Origin of the sequence: Scandinavium sp., from assembly GCF_032012665.1 — a bacterium.
In the GTDB taxonomy this organism is placed as follows: Bacteria; Pseudomonadota; Gammaproteobacteria; order Enterobacterales; family Enterobacteriaceae; genus Scandinavium.
Genome location: NZ_DALZVG010000017.1, coordinates 24696 through 40720 on the forward strand (window position 1 = coordinate 24696; position 16025 = coordinate 40720).

General features: G+C 56.5%; 20 protein-coding genes. 11 read left to right on the forward strand and 9 right to left on the reverse strand.

The genetic code is table 11. The features are described from left to right. Nucleotides 1-105: 105 nt before the first annotated feature. From bssS to mdtH, 5 genes are all read right to left on the reverse strand, one after another. The gene (gene bssS, locus RTU33_RS14220) at nucleotides 106-360 is read right to left on the reverse strand and encodes a biofilm formation regulator BssS (protein WP_312628287.1); all 255 of its coding nucleotides are present in this window, start codon (nucleotides 358-360) and stop codon (nucleotides 106-108) included. A gap of 303 nt (nucleotides 361-663) precedes the next feature. Next, complete coding sequence (gene dinI, locus RTU33_RS14225; RefSeq protein WP_312628179.1) at nucleotides 664-909, reverse strand: DNA damage-inducible protein I; 246 nt, start codon at nucleotides 907-909, stop codon at nucleotides 664-666. Nucleotides 910-984: 75 nt separating this feature from the next. Then, a complete protein-coding gene (pyrC, locus tag RTU33_RS14230; protein WP_312628180.1) occupies nucleotides 985-2031 on the reverse strand; it encodes a dihydroorotase in 1047 nt (348 codons plus the stop codon). A gap of 126 nt (nucleotides 2032-2157) precedes the next feature. Then, nucleotides 2158-2718, reverse strand: coding sequence for a lipoprotein (locus tag RTU33_RS14235; RefSeq protein WP_312628181.1), 561 nt, complete (start codon nucleotides 2716-2718; stop codon nucleotides 2158-2160). Nucleotides 2719-2824: 106 nt separating this feature from the next. Then, complete coding sequence (mdtH, locus tag RTU33_RS14240; RefSeq protein WP_312628182.1) at nucleotides 2825-4036, reverse strand: multidrug efflux MFS transporter MdtH; 1212 nt, start codon at nucleotides 4034-4036, stop codon at nucleotides 2825-2827. Nucleotides 4037-4258: 222 nt separating this feature from the next. Between mdtH and rimJ the strand changes: the two genes are divergently transcribed. The 4 genes from rimJ to murJ all read left to right on the forward strand — a co-directional run bounded on the left by rimJ (nucleotide 4259) and on the right by murJ (nucleotide 8221). Further along, nucleotides 4259-4843 (forward strand): ribosomal protein S5-alanine N-acetyltransferase, encoded by a 585-nt coding sequence (gene rimJ, locus RTU33_RS14245; RefSeq protein ID WP_312628183.1) that lies wholly within the window; start codon nucleotides 4259-4261, stop codon nucleotides 4841-4843. 9 nt (nucleotides 4844-4852) lie between these two features. Next, nucleotides 4853-5500, forward strand: coding sequence for a YceH family protein (locus tag RTU33_RS14250; RefSeq protein ID WP_312628184.1), 648 nt, complete (start codon nucleotides 4853-4855; stop codon nucleotides 5498-5500). Nucleotides 5501-5502: 2 nt separating this feature from the next. Further along, nucleotides 5503-6429 (forward strand): Gfo/Idh/MocA family oxidoreductase, encoded by a 927-nt coding sequence (locus RTU33_RS14255; protein ID WP_312628185.1) that lies wholly within the window; start codon nucleotides 5503-5505, stop codon nucleotides 6427-6429. A gap of 253 nt (nucleotides 6430-6682) precedes the next feature. After that, nucleotides 6683-8221, forward strand: a complete 1539-nt coding sequence (gene murJ, locus RTU33_RS14260; RefSeq protein WP_312628187.1) for a murein biosynthesis integral membrane protein MurJ — start codon at nucleotides 6683-6685, stop codon at nucleotides 8219-8221. A 114-nt stretch (nucleotides 8222-8335) separates the two neighbouring features. On the opposite strand, the gene RTU33_RS14265 is transcribed toward murJ, so the two are convergent. Next, nucleotides 8336-8911: a nuclear transport factor 2 family protein gene (locus tag RTU33_RS14265; protein WP_312628189.1), complete on the reverse strand. Its 576-nt coding sequence runs from the start codon at nucleotides 8909-8911 to the stop codon at nucleotides 8336-8338. A gap of 119 nt (nucleotides 8912-9030) precedes the next feature. Here RTU33_RS14265 and RTU33_RS14270 point away from each other — a divergent pair, with 119 nt between their 5' ends. Further along, on the forward strand, nucleotides 9031-9918 hold the full coding sequence (locus tag RTU33_RS14270) for a LysR substrate-binding domain-containing protein (RefSeq protein WP_312628191.1): 888 nt from the start codon (nucleotides 9031-9033) through the stop codon (nucleotides 9916-9918). A gap of 54 nt (nucleotides 9919-9972) precedes the next feature. Here RTU33_RS14270 and flgN read toward each other — a convergent pair whose 3' ends face one another. The 3 genes from flgN to flgA all read right to left on the reverse strand — a co-directional run bounded on the left by flgN (nucleotide 9973) and on the right by flgA (nucleotide 11446). After that, nucleotides 9973-10395 (reverse strand): flagella biosynthesis chaperone FlgN, encoded by a 423-nt coding sequence (gene flgN, locus RTU33_RS14275; RefSeq protein ID WP_312628193.1) that lies wholly within the window; start codon nucleotides 10393-10395, stop codon nucleotides 9973-9975. Between the two features lie 4 nt (nucleotides 10396-10399). After that, nucleotides 10400-10693 (reverse strand): flagellar biosynthesis anti-sigma factor FlgM, encoded by a 294-nt coding sequence (flgM, locus tag RTU33_RS14280; protein WP_312628195.1) that lies wholly within the window; start codon nucleotides 10691-10693, stop codon nucleotides 10400-10402. A 93-nt stretch (nucleotides 10694-10786) separates the two neighbouring features. After that, nucleotides 10787-11446, reverse strand: coding sequence for a flagellar basal body P-ring formation chaperone FlgA (gene flgA / locus RTU33_RS14285; RefSeq protein WP_312628196.1), 660 nt, complete (start codon nucleotides 11444-11446; stop codon nucleotides 10787-10789). A gap of 159 nt (nucleotides 11447-11605) precedes the next feature. On the opposite strand from flgA, the gene flgB reads away from it, so the two are divergent. From flgB to flgG, 6 genes are read left to right on the forward strand one after another with little or no spacing between them, the layout of a single operon-like run. Continuing rightward, nucleotides 11606-12019 carry a flagellar basal body rod protein FlgB gene (gene flgB / locus RTU33_RS14290; protein WP_312628198.1) on the forward strand — a complete coding sequence of 138 codons (414 nt, stop codon included), beginning with the start codon at nucleotides 11606-11608 and terminating at the stop codon, nucleotides 12017-12019. Between the two features lie 3 nt (nucleotides 12020-12022). After that, nucleotides 12023-12427, forward strand: a complete 405-nt coding sequence (gene flgC / locus RTU33_RS14295; RefSeq protein ID WP_097161258.1) for a flagellar basal body rod protein FlgC — start codon at nucleotides 12023-12025, stop codon at nucleotides 12425-12427. An 11-nt stretch (nucleotides 12428-12438) separates the two neighbouring features. Further along, nucleotides 12439-13131, forward strand: coding sequence for a flagellar hook assembly protein FlgD (flgD, locus tag RTU33_RS14300; RefSeq protein ID WP_312628202.1), 693 nt, complete (start codon nucleotides 12439-12441; stop codon nucleotides 13129-13131). Between the two features lie 19 nt (nucleotides 13132-13150). Then, nucleotides 13151-14440 (forward strand): flagellar hook protein FlgE, encoded by a 1290-nt coding sequence (gene flgE, locus RTU33_RS14305; RefSeq protein ID WP_312628204.1) that lies wholly within the window; start codon nucleotides 13151-13153, stop codon nucleotides 14438-14440. 20 nt (nucleotides 14441-14460) lie between these two features. Further along, the gene (locus tag RTU33_RS14310; protein WP_312628206.1) at nucleotides 14461-15219 is read left to right on the forward strand and encodes a flagellar basal body rod protein FlgF; all 759 of its coding nucleotides are present in this window, start codon (nucleotides 14461-14463) and stop codon (nucleotides 15217-15219) included. A 14-nt stretch (nucleotides 15220-15233) separates the two neighbouring features. Continuing rightward, entirely contained in the window at nucleotides 15234-16016 is a 783-nt protein-coding gene (flgG, locus tag RTU33_RS14315) for a flagellar basal-body rod protein FlgG (RefSeq protein WP_312628208.1), read from the forward strand. The last annotated feature ends 9 nt before the right edge of the window (nucleotides 16017-16025 follow it).

Genomic DNA, 16025 nt, shown 5'->3' on the forward strand with positions numbered 1-16025 from the left:
GCTCTTTTCTTTATTCAGCAGGGTAATTAATCTGAATGTGCGTGACAAGGCAGAAATAATTAAGGCACCCGTAGGTGCCTGTGGCGTGAATTTCAGCATTAAGCGCTAATGCCTTCGATACTCGTTTTCCTGGAAATCGCCGGATTCAATTTTGGCGATGCCCGCTTCTAAAATAGAAATAAACTGGCGGGCCACATCGGTCGTTAACCATAGCGTCTGACCGATCTCTGCTTCGTGATGACTCGATTGTGCGGGGTTCTGGTAGTGCAGGCGCAGCATCAGCGCGTCATAGCTGTCTACGGTGCTGATGTCCCATCCGACGAGGGGATGGGTCTGGATGACTTCATTATTCTTTTCCATCATAACCCCTTATTTGCGTGTTTAAAGACAACGGTTCGAGGTTCAATGCGTGTTTTCTGAAGCAAACTAATTATATCAACAATCAAGAAAATATTCGAATTTTTAGCTTATCCGCAACATCTTTTTCTGCATCTTTCGTTTTTTTGAACAATAAAGCGTCAGTTAGTTCGCTATTTTTTAAAAGAAAAAGCGATGCAATCAGAAAAAGGTTAAAAAAGAAGCGAATAAAAAAACAAAAAAAGCCGGGGCGACCCGGCAAAAAATGACACAGAATGGAGCGTTTGTTTAATTTTATTCAGCGATTCAGGCAGGATTAAACCAGTCATCAGCGCTCTCCCAGGTTTCCTGAAGAATTTCGCTGATGCGATCTTTGTCTTCCTTTGGCGCACCGATGACGGAGAGATTATTGGCGGCGGCATAGCGCACGCTCACCTGACCGTCCCGGTCCGGAAACTGGCTGAGAATACGGCGGGAAAGCTCGCTGGTGAGCGCATCAATGGCGCCCGCGGGTAAAACGGTGGTTTTGGCAATGGTCACTTCAATACGCATAATGTGCCCCCTGTGTAATATACTGGATATTTATACAGTTAGTTTGAGAAACTTACAACAGGGGACAAACAATTTTTAACGTTTGACGCTCCACTGTACGGTTTCACCCGCGAGGAACGGAACCAGCGTGTCATCCGTCAGCGCGATGCTTTCGGTCACCTGGCACTCTTTGCGCTCCAGTTCAATAAAGCTGTCATTCACCGGCAGGCCGTAGAAGCGTGGCCCGTTAAGCGAGCAGAACGCTTCAAAATGCTGCAGGGCGTTCATCTCTTCAAACACGGTGGCATAGCTGCCAAGTGCGGTCGGCGCGTTAAAGCATCCTGCGCAGCCGCAGCTGGCTTCTTTACGATGACGGGCATGCGGTGCGGAATCGGTACCGAGGAATACGCGTTCAAACCCGCTGGCGACCAGCTCACGCAGCGCCTGCTGGTGAATATTACGCTTGAGGATCGGCAGACAGTAGAGGTGAGGGCGCACGCCGCCGACCAGCATATGGTTACGGTTAAACATCAGGTGCTGCGGCGTGATAGTTGCGGCAAGCAGCTCATTACCGTCTCGCACGTACTCGGCGGCATCTTTGGTGGTGATATGCTCGAACACCACCTTCAGCGCGGGCAGACGCTGGCGCATTGGCTCCATAACGGTTTCGATAAAACGCGCTTCGCGGTCGAAGATGTCGATTTCCGCATGAGTCACTTCGCCATGTACCAGCAGTGGCATGCCGAGCTTCTGCATACGCTCAAGCACCGGCATGATAGCATCGATGCTGGTCACGCCGTGGCTGGAGTTAGTGGTGGCGTTGGCCGGGTAGAGCTTCGCGGCGGTGAATACGCCCTCATTGAAGCCGCGCTCCAGCTCATTCGGGTCGAGCGTGTCGGTTAAATAGCAGGTCATCAGCGGCGTAAATTCATGGCCCGCAGGTACGGCATCAAGAATGCGCTGGCGATAGCTGATGGCGGCGTCAACGGTTGTGACCGGCGGCACCAGATTAGGCATCACAATCGCCCGGCCGTACACTTCGCTGGTGTAAGGCACCACGGTTTTCAGCATATCGCCATCGCGGAGATGGATATGCCAGTCGTCGGGACGGCGGATTTTCAGGATCTGGGACTGGGATGACATAGAGGGCTCCGGCTGGTTAAGAAGGGCTATTTTTGCCGGGCACTAAGGTTAAACGGAAACGTTTTCCTTTGCACTCCTTTCTGTAAAAAAAACGGGCGCCAGGGCACCCGTTTATGATGATACGGCCTAGTCGGTGAGGGGGATAACTATCTCGCCGGGTTTGACCTCAATGCCTTTGGCATATTTCTTCGCCAGCGCTTCACCTTTGCTTGCATCTTCTCGCAAAACGTAAGCCGGCTGCTTATTGAAGTAGCTGCGCAAAGACTGATTCAGGTAAGGCAGCATGGTCTGCACCACGGATTGCATCTTCTCAGGCTTCACCGTGGCGTCCACCACCTCCATCTCCTGGAGGAAAATAGCCCCTTTCTCTTTGTTGAAGACCGGGAGCGCCTTGAGCTTCAGATCGATGGTCGCTTTCTGGTTGCCAAACAGCGAAGTCATATCGAGATTCGCTACGCCGTTGAGCGTAATTTTGTTCGGCTCCTCACGCCCGATAGCGCTCGTGAGATTCGTCAGCACAATGTGTGCGTCCGCCACGCCTGGCAGGCCAATATCTTTGGAGAAATTATTGCGCTTTTGCAGCGCCTGATTAATTTCCTGTTCACTTACGGTGTACTGCGTCAGCTGGTTACAGCCTGCCAACAGGCCGCTCACGATCAGCGTGGCGACCATCAACATCTTTTTCATGGGGTTCCTCAACATGATGCCTTTGTCTCATCCTGACACAAAGCAGCATGCCCTGTCAGCCAAAGATGTGCCAGCAGAATCCGCTGAATTGTTACCGCAGTTAACGCTAAGCCCCTGGCTCGACCATCCCCGTTGAGGCGCGCCTGGCGCTGAACTGCCACCACAGCGCCAAAAACGTGATGATGCCAATTACGCCAAGCATTACCCACGGCAGCTCCGGCTGGGCGATGGCTTTACCGGCGTCAAACAGCCAGCCACCGCCCGCGTACCCGAGCGCACCGCCGAAGGCGAGGCCCAAACGACTGAAGCCCATGTAGCTGCCGCGTGCGCGAGGATCCGCGAGCTGGGCGCTCAGGGTTTCTCTCGCCGGTTCGGCAATGATTGAGCCGATGTAGAACAGGCAAATCAGGGTGAACAGCTGCTGCAGGTTGCCGGATAGCCCGATGGGCAGCATCGCCAGCGTCATAATCAGCAATCCGGCCATCAGACGATGCTCGAGGCGAAAACGCTTTTCGCTCCAGCGTGCGATAGGGTAAAGCAGCGACAGCGATAGCGTAGCTTCAATGGCGTACATCCATTTTACTGCCGAGGGCGTTCCGGCGATGTCGTTCACCATAATCGGCAGCATCAGCATCACCTGTACCGCCAGCATGTAGTAGCCGGTCAGGGTCAGCACATAGGTGACAAAACGTTTGTCACTCATCACCCGCGACAGCCCCTCACGCACTGGCGTTTTCACCGTCGAAAGCTTCCATGCCGGGAGATACCAGGCGTTAAATGCCGCGCAGAGAATAAACAGCACTGCGCCCACGCTGCACACGAGACGGAAATCGTACTGCAGCAGCCAGCTGCCGAGCAGGGCGCCAATAACCGCCCCTGCACTGTCCTGCATCATCAATATAGAGAAGAAGCGTCCTCGCTGGTGTGGACGCACAAGTTTTACGACCAGCGCCGCGCGTGGCGGGTCGAACAGTGTGCCGCCGAGCCCGGAAAGGATGCAGGAGAGCCAGAGCATCCAGGGTTCCTGCGCAATCGCCATGGTGGCAAAACCTGCTGCACGCATCAGCATGCCGGTGACGATCATCGGCTTGGCGCCGAAGCGATCGGCTATCGCGCCGCCGAAAATGCCCAAGCCTTGCTGAACCAGCTGACGTAATCCGAGTGCGATGCCGACCATCAGCGCGGCCCAGCCCATCTGGTCAACAAAGCGAATGGAAATCAGGGGGAAGACAACAAAAAAGCCAAGCACGACCAGCATGTTGTCGACGAGCAGAAAATATTTACCCAGGCTGCGAGCCTGTGAGATGCGCGATGGCATTTCCCCTCCAGGGGAATAAGACGGTGAGAAGACCCATTGTACCGTCTGAAGTCTGTTTTTCCGGCGGCGAGCGCAACAATATTTTTTTATCAAAAGACAATTTTGATAGAGTTTATTTATCGAAAAGCAGAAGTGCCGCAGAAAATCGTATGTCGCTGTTTTCCCAAGGCGGTGATGGGCAGGTATAGTAATGTTAATGGCGATTTAAAAGGGTAGGGGAAGATGTTTGGCTATCGCAGTAACGTGCCGAAAGTGCGTTTAACAACAGACCGGCTGGTGGTGCGCCTGGTTCATGACCGTGACGCATGGCGTCTTGCCGATTATTACGCTGAAAATAAGGCGTTCCTGAAGCCCTGGGAGCCCGTACGCGATGACAGCCACTGCTATCCATCCGGCTGGCAGGCGCGTTTATCGATGATCAACGAATTTCATAAGCAAGGATCGGCGTTTTATTTTGTGCTGCTGGATCCGGAAGAGAAAGAGATCGTCGGCGTGGCCAACTTCTCTAACGTCGTGCGCGGCTCTTTCCATGCCTGCTATCTGGGCTACTCCATCGGCGAAAAATGGCAAGGGCAAGGACTGATGTACGAAGCGCTCACCTCCGCCATTCGCTACATGCAGCGAACCCAGCACATCCACCGCATCATGGCTAACTATATGCCGCACAACCAGCGCAGTGGTGCGCTGCTGGCAAAACTCGGTTTTGAAAAAGAGGGCTACGCCAAAGACTATCTGCTGATCGACGGGCAGTGGCGTGACCATGTTCTGACGGCGCTGACCACCCGCGAGTGGACGGCAGGTCGCTAAGGAGAAATCATGAAGTATCAGTTAACGGCGCATGAGGCGCGGGTGATTGGCTGTCTGCTCGAAAAGCAGGTGACTACGCCGGAGCAATATCCGTTGTCGGTTAACGCCGTGACCCTCGCCTGCAATCAGAAAAGCAACCGCGAGCCGGTGATGTCCCTTAGCGAAAGCGAAGTGCAGGATTGGTTAGATCAGCTCGTCAAGCGCCACTATCTGCGTACGGTCAGCGGGTTTGGCAATCGTGTCACTAAATACGAACAGCGCTTCTGTAATTCTGAATTTGGCGATCTGAAACTTACCTCGGGCGAAGTTGCGATCGTTACCACCCTGCTGCTGCGTGGCCCGCAAACTCCCGGTGAACTGCGAAGCCGCGGTCAGCGCATGCATGAGTTTACGGATACGGCGGAAGTGGAAAGCACGCTGGAACAGTTAGCCACCCGCGACGATGGCCCGTTTGTCGCACGCCTGCCGCGCGAACCGGGCAAACGCGAGCATCGCTATATGCACCTGTTTAGCGGAGATGTGGAAAGTCTGATTACTACCGTGGAGGCAGTCGCCCCGGCGACGGACGATCTTGTGGCCCGAGTGGAAGCGCTGGAAGGGGAAGTGGAGGAGCTCAAGCAGCGCCTCGATTCCTTACTGGCTCATCTGGGGGACTGACCGTGACGGCAAAACTTCGAATTGGCGTGGTGGGTCTTGGCGGAATCGCTCAAAAAGCGTGGCTGCCAGTGTTGACCGCAGCGCATGGCTGGACGCTGCAGGCGACCTGGTCTCCGGGGCGCGAAAAGGCACTGCGCATCTGCGAAACGTACCGCATTCCGCTGGCTGATTCCCTCCAGCACCTGGCTTCGCAGTGCGATGCGGTTTTTGTGCATAGCGCAACGTCCACGCACTACGCCGTGGTGAGTGAGCTGCTCAATGCGGGCGTTCACGTCTGCGTGGATAAGCCGCTGGCCGACAAACTGAGCGATGCAGTGCGCCTGATTGAGCTGGCAGAAAAGAAAAAGCTGACGCTGATGGTAGGCTTTAACCGCCGTTTTGCGCCGCTTTATCGCGAGCTTAAAGCAAACCTTGGCAAGGGCGCGTCGCTGCGCATGGACAAGCATCGCACCGACAGCGTTGGGCCTGGCGATCTGCGCTTCACCCTCCTTGATGATTACCTGCACGTGGTGGACACCGCGCTGTGGCTGGCTGGCGGTAAACCGCAGCTGAGCGGCGGCACGTTGCAGACCACCGAGCAGGGAGAGATGTTCTATGCCGAGCACTATTTCACTCTGCCGCAGATGCAAATCACCACCAGTATGCACCGACGGGCGGGCAGCCAGCGTGAGTGGGTGCAGGCGGTGACCGACGGTGGCTTAATCGACATCACTGATATGCGCGACTGGCGCGAAGAGCGGGGCAGCGGCGTGCTGACTCGTCCGGTGCCGGGCTGGCAAAGCACGCTTGAACAGCGCGGATTTGTCGGCTGTGCGCATCACTTTATCCAGTGCGTGCAAAATCAGACCGTTCCGGAAACGGCGGGCGAGCAGGCCATTGCTGCCCAGCGCATCGTCGAAAAGCTCTGGCAGGATGCAAGCCGCGAGTAAGAGGCTGTAACATCTGCCAGTAGAAATTACCGCTAATCCAGGTAGACTATCGCCACTTTTCAGCGCCGCCTTATCGGGCCGTGCAACGATTAACCCACTTCTGCCGGGTAGCGCTCCACTGACCCGGCCTACAAACGCGTCGCTGCTGCTTGTAGGCCCGCGCAAACGAAGTGCCGCCGGGCTTTCCCGACAGAGCGTTAACGTTCACCCCTTTCAGACGGCGCTTTGTTCCCGGATGTGGAATCTCACGTTAATGAATTTATTAAAATCGCTGGCGGCCGTCAGCTCGATGACCATGTTTTCTCGCGTGCTCGGTTTTGCGCGCGATGCCATTGTGGCAAGGGTTTTTGGGGCGGGAATGGCAACCGATGCCTTTTTTGTGGCGTTCAAATTGCCGAACCTGCTGCGCCGAATCTTTGCCGAAGGGGCATTTTCTCAGGCATTCGTGCCAATTCTGGCGGAGTACAAAAGCAAGCAGGGCGAAGACGCCACCCGCGTGTTTGTCTCTTACGTATCGGGTTTATTAACCCTCGCCCTCGCGGTAGTGACCGTCGTCGGGATGCTGGCGGCTCCGTGGGTCATCACTATCACCGCGCCGGGCTTTGCGGATACCGCCGATAAGTTCGCTTTAACCAGCCAGCTGCTGCGCATCACTTTCCCTTACATCCTGCTGATTTCCCTGGCCTCGCTGGTTGGGGCTATCCTGAATACCTGGAACCGTTTCTCTGTTCCGGCTTTTGCACCGACGTTTTTAAACGTCAGCATGATTGGCTTCGCGCTATTTGCCGCGCCGTATTTCAACCCGCCGGTACTGGCGCTGGCATGGGCGGTGACCGTCGGCGGCGTGTTGCAGTTGTTCTATCAACTGCCGCACCTGAAGAAGATCGGCATGCTGGTGCTGCCGCGCATTAATCTGAAAGATAAGGGTTCAATGCGCGTAGTGAAGCAGATGGGGCCGGCCATTCTCGGCGTCTCCGTCAGCCAGATTTCGCTCATCATCAACACCATTTTCGCCTCTTTCCTGGTTTCCGGGTCAGTTTCCTGGATGTATTATGCCGACCGCCTGATGGAGTTTCCGTCGGGGGTGCTGGGCGTGGCGCTTGGCACCATCCTGCTGCCGTCGCTGTCGAAAAGCTTCGCCAGCGGCAATCATGATGAATACTGTCGCCTGATGGACTGGGGGCTGCGCCTGTGCTTCCTGCTGGCGCTGCCGAGCGCCGTGGCGCTGGGGATTCTGGCGAAACCGCTCACCGTGTCGCTGTTCCAGTACGGCAAATTCACCGCGTTCGACGCTGCAATGACTCAGCGCGCGCTGGTGGCGTATTCCGTGGGGTTGATTGGCCTTATCGTGGTGAAGGTGCTGGCGCCAGGGTTCTATTCCCGTCAGGACATCAAAACGCCGGTTAAGATTGCTATTGTGACGCTTATTCTCACTCAGGTGATGAACCTGGCGTTTATCGGCCCGCTGAAGCATGCGGGGCTTTCGCTGTCGATTGGTCTGGCCGCCTGTCTGAACGCCAGCCTGCTTTACTGGCAGCTGCGTAAGCAAAAAATCTTCACCCCACAGCCGGGTTGGGGCACCTTCCTGGCGCGCCTGATTGCCGCCGTGGTGGTGATGGCCGCCGTACTGCTGGGGATGATGTACATCATGCCGGAGTGGTCACAGGGGACAATGCCGTTGCGCATCCTGCGCCTGATGGCGGTGGTGGTGGCGGGGATTGCCGCTTACTTTGCCACGCTTCTGGTGCTCGGTTTCCGCGTGAAGGAGTTTGTGCGCCGTACGGCAGGGTAAATAGCAAAAATCCTCTTTTGAGAGGATTTTTTAATGTTTGCACCCCTCTCCCTGTGGGAGAGGGGCCGGGGGTGAGGGCATCAGGCTGCGCAGTCCCTTGACCCGGCAAAAGCATCAAGCCTTAAGCCACGCTTCACCCTCAGCCTTCATCTTCTTCTCAAGCTCGCTGCCTCGCGTCGCAAACACGCGATTAACCGGGAAGCCGCTTTTTTCGAGAACATACGCCAGTGCCGCATATTCCCGCGGGTATTTCTTGGCAACGCTCATATCAATCTCTACCAGCCCCAGCGGGAAGGTAAAGCTGCCCATGTCGTAGATGCTCTGTCGACGCACGATTTTCCACTTGCCGTCTCGTTTTTCGACCAAATCGTAGAAGCGGTTATGCACGCAGCAGCCCAGGTTCAAATCGATATTTTCGCCAATAATCATGGCGTTGGTTTCGACAATAGCTTTGTCATGATGAAAGGTGACAACCGGGGTGCCGATCAGGTGCTTGGTTTTCAGCGAGGAGGCGCCCATTCTGGCTGAGGCATCAACAAATTCGCCGAACAAGCCTTCGAACCACGTCACTTCGATGGTGCCATCCGGGTGGAACAACCCACGCAGGGCGTCCCATTGTGACAGGTCGCGGTGGATCCAGCCGGTCATCAGATCAGTAATTTGCAAACGGTCGTCATGGTATGTGGACATAGTTTTCTCCGGTAATGTAGGACTCGCTAAGAGCGTGGCAGAAGTATTGCGCCTGCGATTGATAACATCCAATATGCATTATTGACCAATCAATCATTAAAATTGATTAAAGGGGTAAAATGGATCTCAGGCAGCTGCGTTACTTTCTCGCCGTGGCGAAAGAAAAGCATTTTGGGCGCGCGGCTCAGGCTCTGAATATCGTCCAGCCAGCGCTGAGTATGCAAATTCGTGCTCTGGAAGATGAGCTTGGCGGCGCGTTATTTGAACGTACCAGCCGTCGCGTTGAGCTCACGGATGCAGGAAAAGTGTTTGAAGTGCAGGCTCGACGCACGCTTGAGCAAGCTGAGTTAACCCGCGAAGCCACGCAGCGAGCGCTGCGCGGCGAAACAGGCAAAGTGCGCATTGGCTTCGCCGGAAATGCCATTTTCAGCGGGACGCTGATGCGGGATTTACGCCATTTTCATCAGACCTTTCCGGACGTAGAGATAAGCCTTGAGGAAATGACACCGCAGCATCAGGTTGAATCCATTCTGGCGGGCGGGCTGGATATTGGCTACTCACCGGATTTAAGCCAACTGCGCGGGCAGGGACTGTACGCCAGTAAAACAGGCGAGTGGGGCATGCTGGTCGCGATGGCGGAGGAACATCCTCTGGCTGGCGAAGCGGAGGTGACGCTTGCCATGCTGGCAGATGAGCCCCTGGTGTTATACGAAGCGCACGATCCCGATGAGCAACTCAGCGTGCTGCTCGCGCAGGCGCTGGGGGAAAAGCTGAATATTGCTCACCGCACCGGAAGCAGCCTGAACGTGCTGGCGATTGCGGCATCCGGGCTGGGTATTGCCCTGGTTCCCGCACCGCTGCGCCAGGTCAGCGTACCAGGCCTGACGTATCGGGAGCTCATAGCGCCAGAGCTGACCGCCAATCTGATGGTCATCAGCAGAAAGGAAGAGAGCAGCGCGGCGGTTAAGGCCTGGCTGGCACGAACGTACGACGCAGAGAAAAAGTAAAGGCAGGGCCGTTGCCGGAGAGCAGCATTGCGACCTGCTTTAATAAGGGAGGGGTCAGACGGAGAACTTTTTGCCGCCCCGTGGCGTGGACGAGGTCTGGCCATCCTTACCGTAGAGGCTCGGTTCCTGATGGGGCTTCAGCACCTGCAATGCCTGCTGGTTGCGCTCGATCTGACCTTCCAGCAGCCAGCCGTTGTGTTGATTGAGGTCGCGCAGATGCTGCGTTTTCTCGGTGATGTTTTGCCAGCGCTCGGCCACGTCGTCGTTAGCACAACGCTGCGCTTCCTGCTCCATACGGCGCTGCTTTTCCAGATAGTCGAGGGTCGCCAGCAACGAGCTTTTCTCTTCGGTGATCCGTTGCAGGGCGCTGCTGCTCACGCTGCCTGACGAAAGCTGTTGCTGCTCGGCATCCATCACCTCTTTCAGCGAGTTCAGGATGACTGTCATATGATCCAGTATTTCTGACAGACGACTCATCGGTTTATTTACTCTGCAGCCAGCTCTGGGTGTCCGAAATCAGCGCATCGGCGATTTTGCCGGTATCCATTTTCAGTTCACCGTTGCGGATAGCCGTTTTCAGCGCGTCCACGCGCTCCATGTTGATGTCGCTGTTGCGCGGCTGCATCAGGCTGGACTGGGCCTCGCTCAGCGTGACGCTGGTGCTGTTAGCGGTAGATGCTTTATCCAGTCGGGCTTTCTGCGCCTGGGCTTCATTCGGTTCACGCGGCTGAACGGCGTTAACGGGCTTCAGGGGCGATGTACGATCAATGCTCATTATCCTGTCCTCATCGAGGTGTTGTGGCGTTACGGTCTGCCATCATCAGTTGTTGATTATTTATCGGCAGGCTTCACGAATTCTTTAAGGTCATTATAAATTAATAAGAATATTCCCATCAGCGTCTACCTGACCGCTCACCACCTGGCCTGAAGGCATTCTCACTCGCGCGTTTTGTGCGACGGCGGCGTTGTTCAGCGCCTGGCCCTCAGCATTGGCGCTAAAGCCGTCGCCGCGGGCGTAAACCTGTACTTTTTGCCCGGCCTTCACCCGCCATGACTGCCGCAGCATCGACAGCTGTACGGGTTGACCAGCCGCCAGATCCCGCAGCGAGACCGCATTCTGCGCCTGATTAATATCCAGCATCGTGCGCGGCGGCAGCTGATCAAGCCTGCCGCGCTTGAGCGTCACGCTGCCGGGTTCCAGCGTCGTGCCCCTGGCAATCGGCTGTGCGGCGACGACATAGTTTCCCATCGCTTCCACAAAGACCTGAAGATAGCGCTTTTCCGTTCCGCACTGTGCCTGCACGGTCTGGTTTCCCCACAGCTTATTGTTGCCCATAACGCTTAGCGCGGGCTGTTCGCATTGCGGTATCACATTGCCGGGGTTGCGCAGACTGACCATCACCGAGTCACTGAATCCTGCCAGACGCTGAGCGAAAAAAGCGTTCAGCTGCTGCGTTAAATCCTGCGCAAAGGCCACCGGGCTCATCAGCATCAGCGCCAGCGTGAGCGTGTTTTTCAGGTTTCGCATGCGTGACTCCGGTTTATCAGCAATGCGCAAATTTTACCTGGATGTGAAGAACATCAACGCAACAAATAGCGCTGCATTTTGCTTTTATTCCGACGATGGGGGGATGAAATTGGGATTAATCTGAACGCTGAATGAACTATTGCCATCAGCGGAGGAGACATGCTCGATAAACTCGACGCCGCGCTACGTTTTCAACAGGAAGCGTTGAACCTGCGCGCCCAGCGTCAGGAAATCCTGGCTGCCAACATTGCTAACGCCGATACCCCAGGTTATCAGGCGCGCGATGTGGATTTTGCTTCAGAACTGAAAAAAGTGATGGATCGCGGACGCGCGGAGACCACCGGCGTGTCGCTCACGCTGACCTCAGAACGCCACATTCCAGCCCAGGCGATTTCTGCTCCTTCTGTAGACCTGATGTATCGGGTCCCCGATCAGCCCTCTATGGACGGTAACACCGTGGATATGGATCGGGAGCGCACGCAATTTGCCGACAACAGCCTGCAATACCAGACCGGCCTGACCGTGCTGGGCGGGCAAATCAAAAGCATGATGACCGTGCTACAGGGGAATTAATTCATGGCTTTACTGAATATTTTCGACGTGGCGGGCTCGGCGCTGACCGCGCAGTCCAAACGTCTGAACGTGGCGGCCAGTAACCTCGCCAACGCCGACAGCGTCACCGGACCGGACGGGCAGCCTTACCGTGCCAAACAGGTCGTGTTTCAGGTGGATGCGCCCGTCGGGGCAGCCACCGGCGGCGTGAAGGTGGCCGACGTGGTGGAAAGCCAGGATCCGTTCAAGCTGGTTTACCAGCCGGGAAATCCGCTGGCGGATGCCAAAGGTTACGTGAAGATGCCTAACGTCGACGTGGTGGAAGAGATGGTCAACACCATGTCCGCCTCCCGCAGCTACCAGGCCAACGTGGAAGTGCTCAATACCGTCAAGAGCATGATGCTCAAGACGCTGACCCTCGGTCAGTAACGGAGAAAACGATGTCTATTGCCGTGAACGTCAACGATCCAACCAATACCGGTGTTCAGAAGAGCACCTCCAGTGGGGATTTAACCAGCAGCAGCGCTTCCGACCTGCAAAGCAGTTTCCTGACGCTGCTGGTGGCCCAGCTAAAAAACCAGGATCCCACCAACCCGATGGACAACGCCCAACTGACCTCTCAGCTGGCGCAGATCAGCACCGTCAGCGGAATTGAAAAACTCAACACCACGCTCGGCTCTATTTCCGGGCAGATCGACAACAGCCAGTCTTTGCAGGCGTCGAACCTGATTGGTCACGGCGTGATGATCCCGGGCTCCGTGGTGCTCGCCGGTTCCGACACGGACGGCAAAGCCAGCACCACGCCGTTTGGCGTTGAGCTGACGCAGGCCGCCGACAAAGCGACCGCCACCATTACTGACAGCACGGGCAAAGTGGTTCGTACCCTGGATCTGGGCAGCCAGACCGCAGGGGTTCACACCTTCACCTGGGACGGTACCGCCTCCGATGGCTCTACCGTTCCGGACGGCGCATACAGCGTCTCGATTGCCGCCAGCACCAACGGCACGCAGCTGGTCGCCCAGCCGCTCCAGTTCGCACTGGTGCAAGGGGTCACGAAGGGAAGCAGCGGTAATCTGCTGGATCTCGGCACGTATGGCACCACCACGCTCGACGAAGTTCGTCAGATTATTTAACCTCATCAGGAGTTAAGACATGGCCTTTTCTCAAGCGGTCAGCGGCCTGAACGCTGCTGCCACCAATCTCGACGTGATTGGCAACAACATTGCCAACTCCGCGACCTACGGTTTCAAAGCCGGTACCGCTTCGTTCGCCGATATGTTTGCCGGCTCCAAAGTGGGTCTGGGCGTGAAAGTGGCAGGTATCACCCAGGACTTCAACGACGGCACCACGACCAGCACCGGTCGCGCGCTGGACGTGGCAATTAGCCAGAACGGCTTCTTCCGCCTGGTGGACAGCAACGGCTCCGTTTACTACAGCCGCAACGGCCAGTTCAAGCTGGACGAAAACCGTAACCTGGTGAACATGCAGGGCCTGCAGCTGACCGGCTATCCGGCTACCGGCACGCCGCCGACCATTCAGCAGGGCGCAAACCCGGTAGGCTTAAGCATTCCGAACACGCTGATGGCGGCAAAAGCCACCACCACGGGCTCTATGCAGATCAACCTGAACTCCACGGACGCCGTTCCGTCGACAGCGCCGTTCGATGCGACCGATGCGGATACCTACAACAAGAAAGGCACCGTGACGGTGTTTGACTCTCAGGGTAACTCCCATGACGTCAATCTGTATTACGTAAAGACCGCAGACAATAAATGGGATGTCTATACCCAGGATTCCAGCGTAGCAGGTGCAAAGGCGGTCAAAGCCGCGCAAATGAGCTTTAGCGACAATGGAACGCTGGATACCGTTACGGGTTATACCTACCAGCTTTCCGATCCAGCAGACCCGGCCAGCGAGAAGGTACCGGTTCTGAATGCCACGGCTAATGCTCAACCCGCTTTCGATATTGCTCTGGCGGGCTTGAACGGGTCGGCAAGCGGCAGCTTCACGCTAAGCCTTGCCAACTCCATGCAGCAGAACACCGGCTCCAACGATATCGTGGCGACCAACCAGAACGGCTATAAGCCGGGCAACCTGGTGAGCTACCAGATCAACGATGACGGCACCGTGGTCGGTAACTACTCCAACGAACAGAGCCAACTGCTGGGGCAGATCACGCTTGCTAACTTCGCTAACAACGAAGGGCTGCAGTCCGAAGGCGATAACGTCTGGTCGGCAACGCAGTCTTCCGGCGTGGCGCTGCTCGGCACCGCAGGCACCGGTAACTTCGGCACCCTGACCAACGGCGCGCTGGAAGCGTCCAACGTCGATCTGAGCAAAGAACTGGTGAACATGATTGTCGCGCAGCGTAACTACCAGTCGAACGCGCAGACCATCAAGACCCAGGATCAGATCCTCAACACCCTGGTTAACCTGCGCTAAGCGCCTGACGGGACGGCTTTATGGATCACGCGATATATACCGCGATGGGCGCGGCAAGCCAGACGATGGAGATGCAGGGGGTGACCGCAAGCAACCTCGCCAATGCCTCCACGCCGGGCTTTCGTGCTCAGCTGACCGCGCTGCGTGCGGTGCCGGTCAACGGCGAAACGTATCAGACCCGTACGCTGGTGACCGCCTCTACGCCGGGCGCCGACATGACGCCGGGCCAGCTGGACTACACCGGACGCCCGCTCGATGTGGCCTTACAACAGGATGGCTGGCTGGCGGTGCAAACGGCCGATGGCGCTGAAGGCTACACCCGCAACGGCGGCATTCAGGTATCGTCCACCGGGCAGCTCACCATTCAGGGCCTGCCAGTCATGGGTGACGGCGGCGGTGCGGTGACGGTTCCGGAGGGGGCGCAGATAACCATCGGCGCTGACGGCACGGTGTCTGCGCTGAATCCCGGCGATCCGGCAAACACCATTTCACCAGTGGCAAAACTGAAGCTGGTCAAAGCCGCGGATAACGAGGTGACTCGCGGTGACGACGGGATGTTCCGTCTGACTGCGGCAGCGCAGGCCACGCGTGGTCAGACGTTGCAGTCCGATCCGACTATCCGCCTGCAGTCTGGCGTGCTGGAAGGCAGCAACGTTAAACCGGTGGCGGCGATGGCGGACATGATTGCCAGCTCCCGACGTTTCGAAATGCAGATGAAGGTAATCAGCAGCGTGGATGACAACGCTTCGAAAGCCAATCAGCTGTTATCCATGAGCTAGACACAGGAAAAAACATGATCAGTTCATTATGGATTGCCAAAACCGGCCTCGACGCCCAGCAAACCAACATGGACGTTATCGCCAACAACCTGGCGAACGTCAGCACCAACGGCTTCAAGCGTCAGCGTGCGGTATTTGAAGATCTGCTGTATCAGACCGTGCGCCAGCCTGGCGCGCAGTCGTCCGAGCAGACAACGCTGCCTTCTGGCCTGCAAATCGGTACCGGTGTTCGCCCGGTAGCGACCGAGCGTATCCACACGCAGGGTAACCTGTCGCAGACCGACAACAGCAAGGACGTGGCCATCAAAGGTGAAGGTTTCTTCCAGGTGCTGCTGCCGGACGGGACTTCTGCTTACACGCGTGACGGGTCGTTCCAGGTCGATCAGAACGGCCAGCTGGTGACGGCGGGTGGCTATCAGGTGCAGCCAGCGATCACCATTCCGACGAATACCCTGAGCATTACCGTCGGGCGTGATGGCGTGGTGAGCGTTACTCAGCAGGGGCAAACTAACCCGGTACAGGTCGGTCAGCTGAACCTGACCACCTTTATGAATGATTCAGGCCTGGAGAGCATCGGTGAGAACCTCTACACCGAAACACAGGCTTCCGGCGCGCCGAACGACACGACGCCCGGACTGAACGGCGCGGGCCTGCTTTACCAGGGTTATGTTGAAACCTCTAACGTCAACGTGGCGGAAGAATTGGTCAATATGATTCAGGTACAGCGCGCGTATGAGATCAACAGCAAAGCGGTGTCCACCACCGACCAGATGCTGCAGAAACTCACTCAGCTGTAAGACGTTACC

Coding starts and splice junctions, on each gene's coding strand:
- murJ (WP_312628187.1), top strand. CDS start 6,683: ATGAATTTATTAAAATCGCTGGCGGCCGTCAGCTCGATGACCATGTTT.
- dinI (WP_312628179.1), bottom strand. CDS start 909: ATGCGTATTGAAGTGACCATTGCCAAAACCACCGTTTTACCCGCGGGC.
- flgE (WP_312628204.1), top strand. CDS start 13,151: ATGGCCTTTTCTCAAGCGGTCAGCGGCCTGAACGCTGCTGCCACCAAT.
- RTU33_RS14265 (WP_312628189.1), bottom strand. CDS start 8,911: ATGTCCACATACCATGACGACCGTTTGCAAATTACTGATCTGATGACC.
- RTU33_RS14310 (WP_312628206.1), top strand. CDS start 14,461: ATGGATCACGCGATATATACCGCGATGGGCGCGGCAAGCCAGACGATG.
- mdtH (WP_312628182.1), bottom strand. CDS start 4,036: ATGCCATCGCGCATCTCACAGGCTCGCAGCCTGGGTAAATATTTTCTG.
- flgA (WP_312628196.1), bottom strand. CDS start 11,446: ATGCGAAACCTGAAAAACACGCTCACGCTGGCGCTGATGCTGATGAGC.
- flgG (WP_312628208.1), top strand. CDS start 15,234: ATGATCAGTTCATTATGGATTGCCAAAACCGGCCTCGACGCCCAGCAA.
- flgD (WP_312628202.1), top strand. CDS start 12,439: ATGTCTATTGCCGTGAACGTCAACGATCCAACCAATACCGGTGTTCAG.
- flgM (WP_312628195.1), bottom strand. CDS start 10,693: ATGAGCATTGATCGTACATCGCCCCTGAAGCCCGTTAACGCCGTTCAG.
- RTU33_RS14235 (WP_312628181.1), bottom strand. CDS start 2,718: ATGAAAAAGATGTTGATGGTCGCCACGCTGATCGTGAGCGGCCTGTTG.
- pyrC (WP_312628180.1), bottom strand. CDS start 2,031: ATGTCATCCCAGTCCCAGATCCTGAAAATCCGCCGTCCCGACGACTGG.
- RTU33_RS14270 (WP_312628191.1), top strand. CDS start 9,031: ATGGATCTCAGGCAGCTGCGTTACTTTCTCGCCGTGGCGAAAGAAAAG.
- flgB (WP_312628198.1), top strand. CDS start 11,606: ATGCTCGATAAACTCGACGCCGCGCTACGTTTTCAACAGGAAGCGTTG.
- rimJ (WP_312628183.1), top strand. CDS start 4,259: ATGTTTGGCTATCGCAGTAACGTGCCGAAAGTGCGTTTAACAACAGAC.
- flgC (WP_097161258.1), top strand. CDS start 12,023: ATGGCTTTACTGAATATTTTCGACGTGGCGGGCTCGGCGCTGACCGCG.
- flgN (WP_312628193.1), bottom strand. CDS start 10,395: ATGAGTCGTCTGTCAGAAATACTGGATCATATGACAGTCATCCTGAAC.
- bssS (WP_312628287.1), bottom strand. CDS start 360: ATGGAAAAGAATAATGAAGTCATCCAGACCCATCCCCTCGTCGGATGG.
- RTU33_RS14250 (WP_312628184.1), top strand. CDS start 4,853: ATGAAGTATCAGTTAACGGCGCATGAGGCGCGGGTGATTGGCTGTCTG.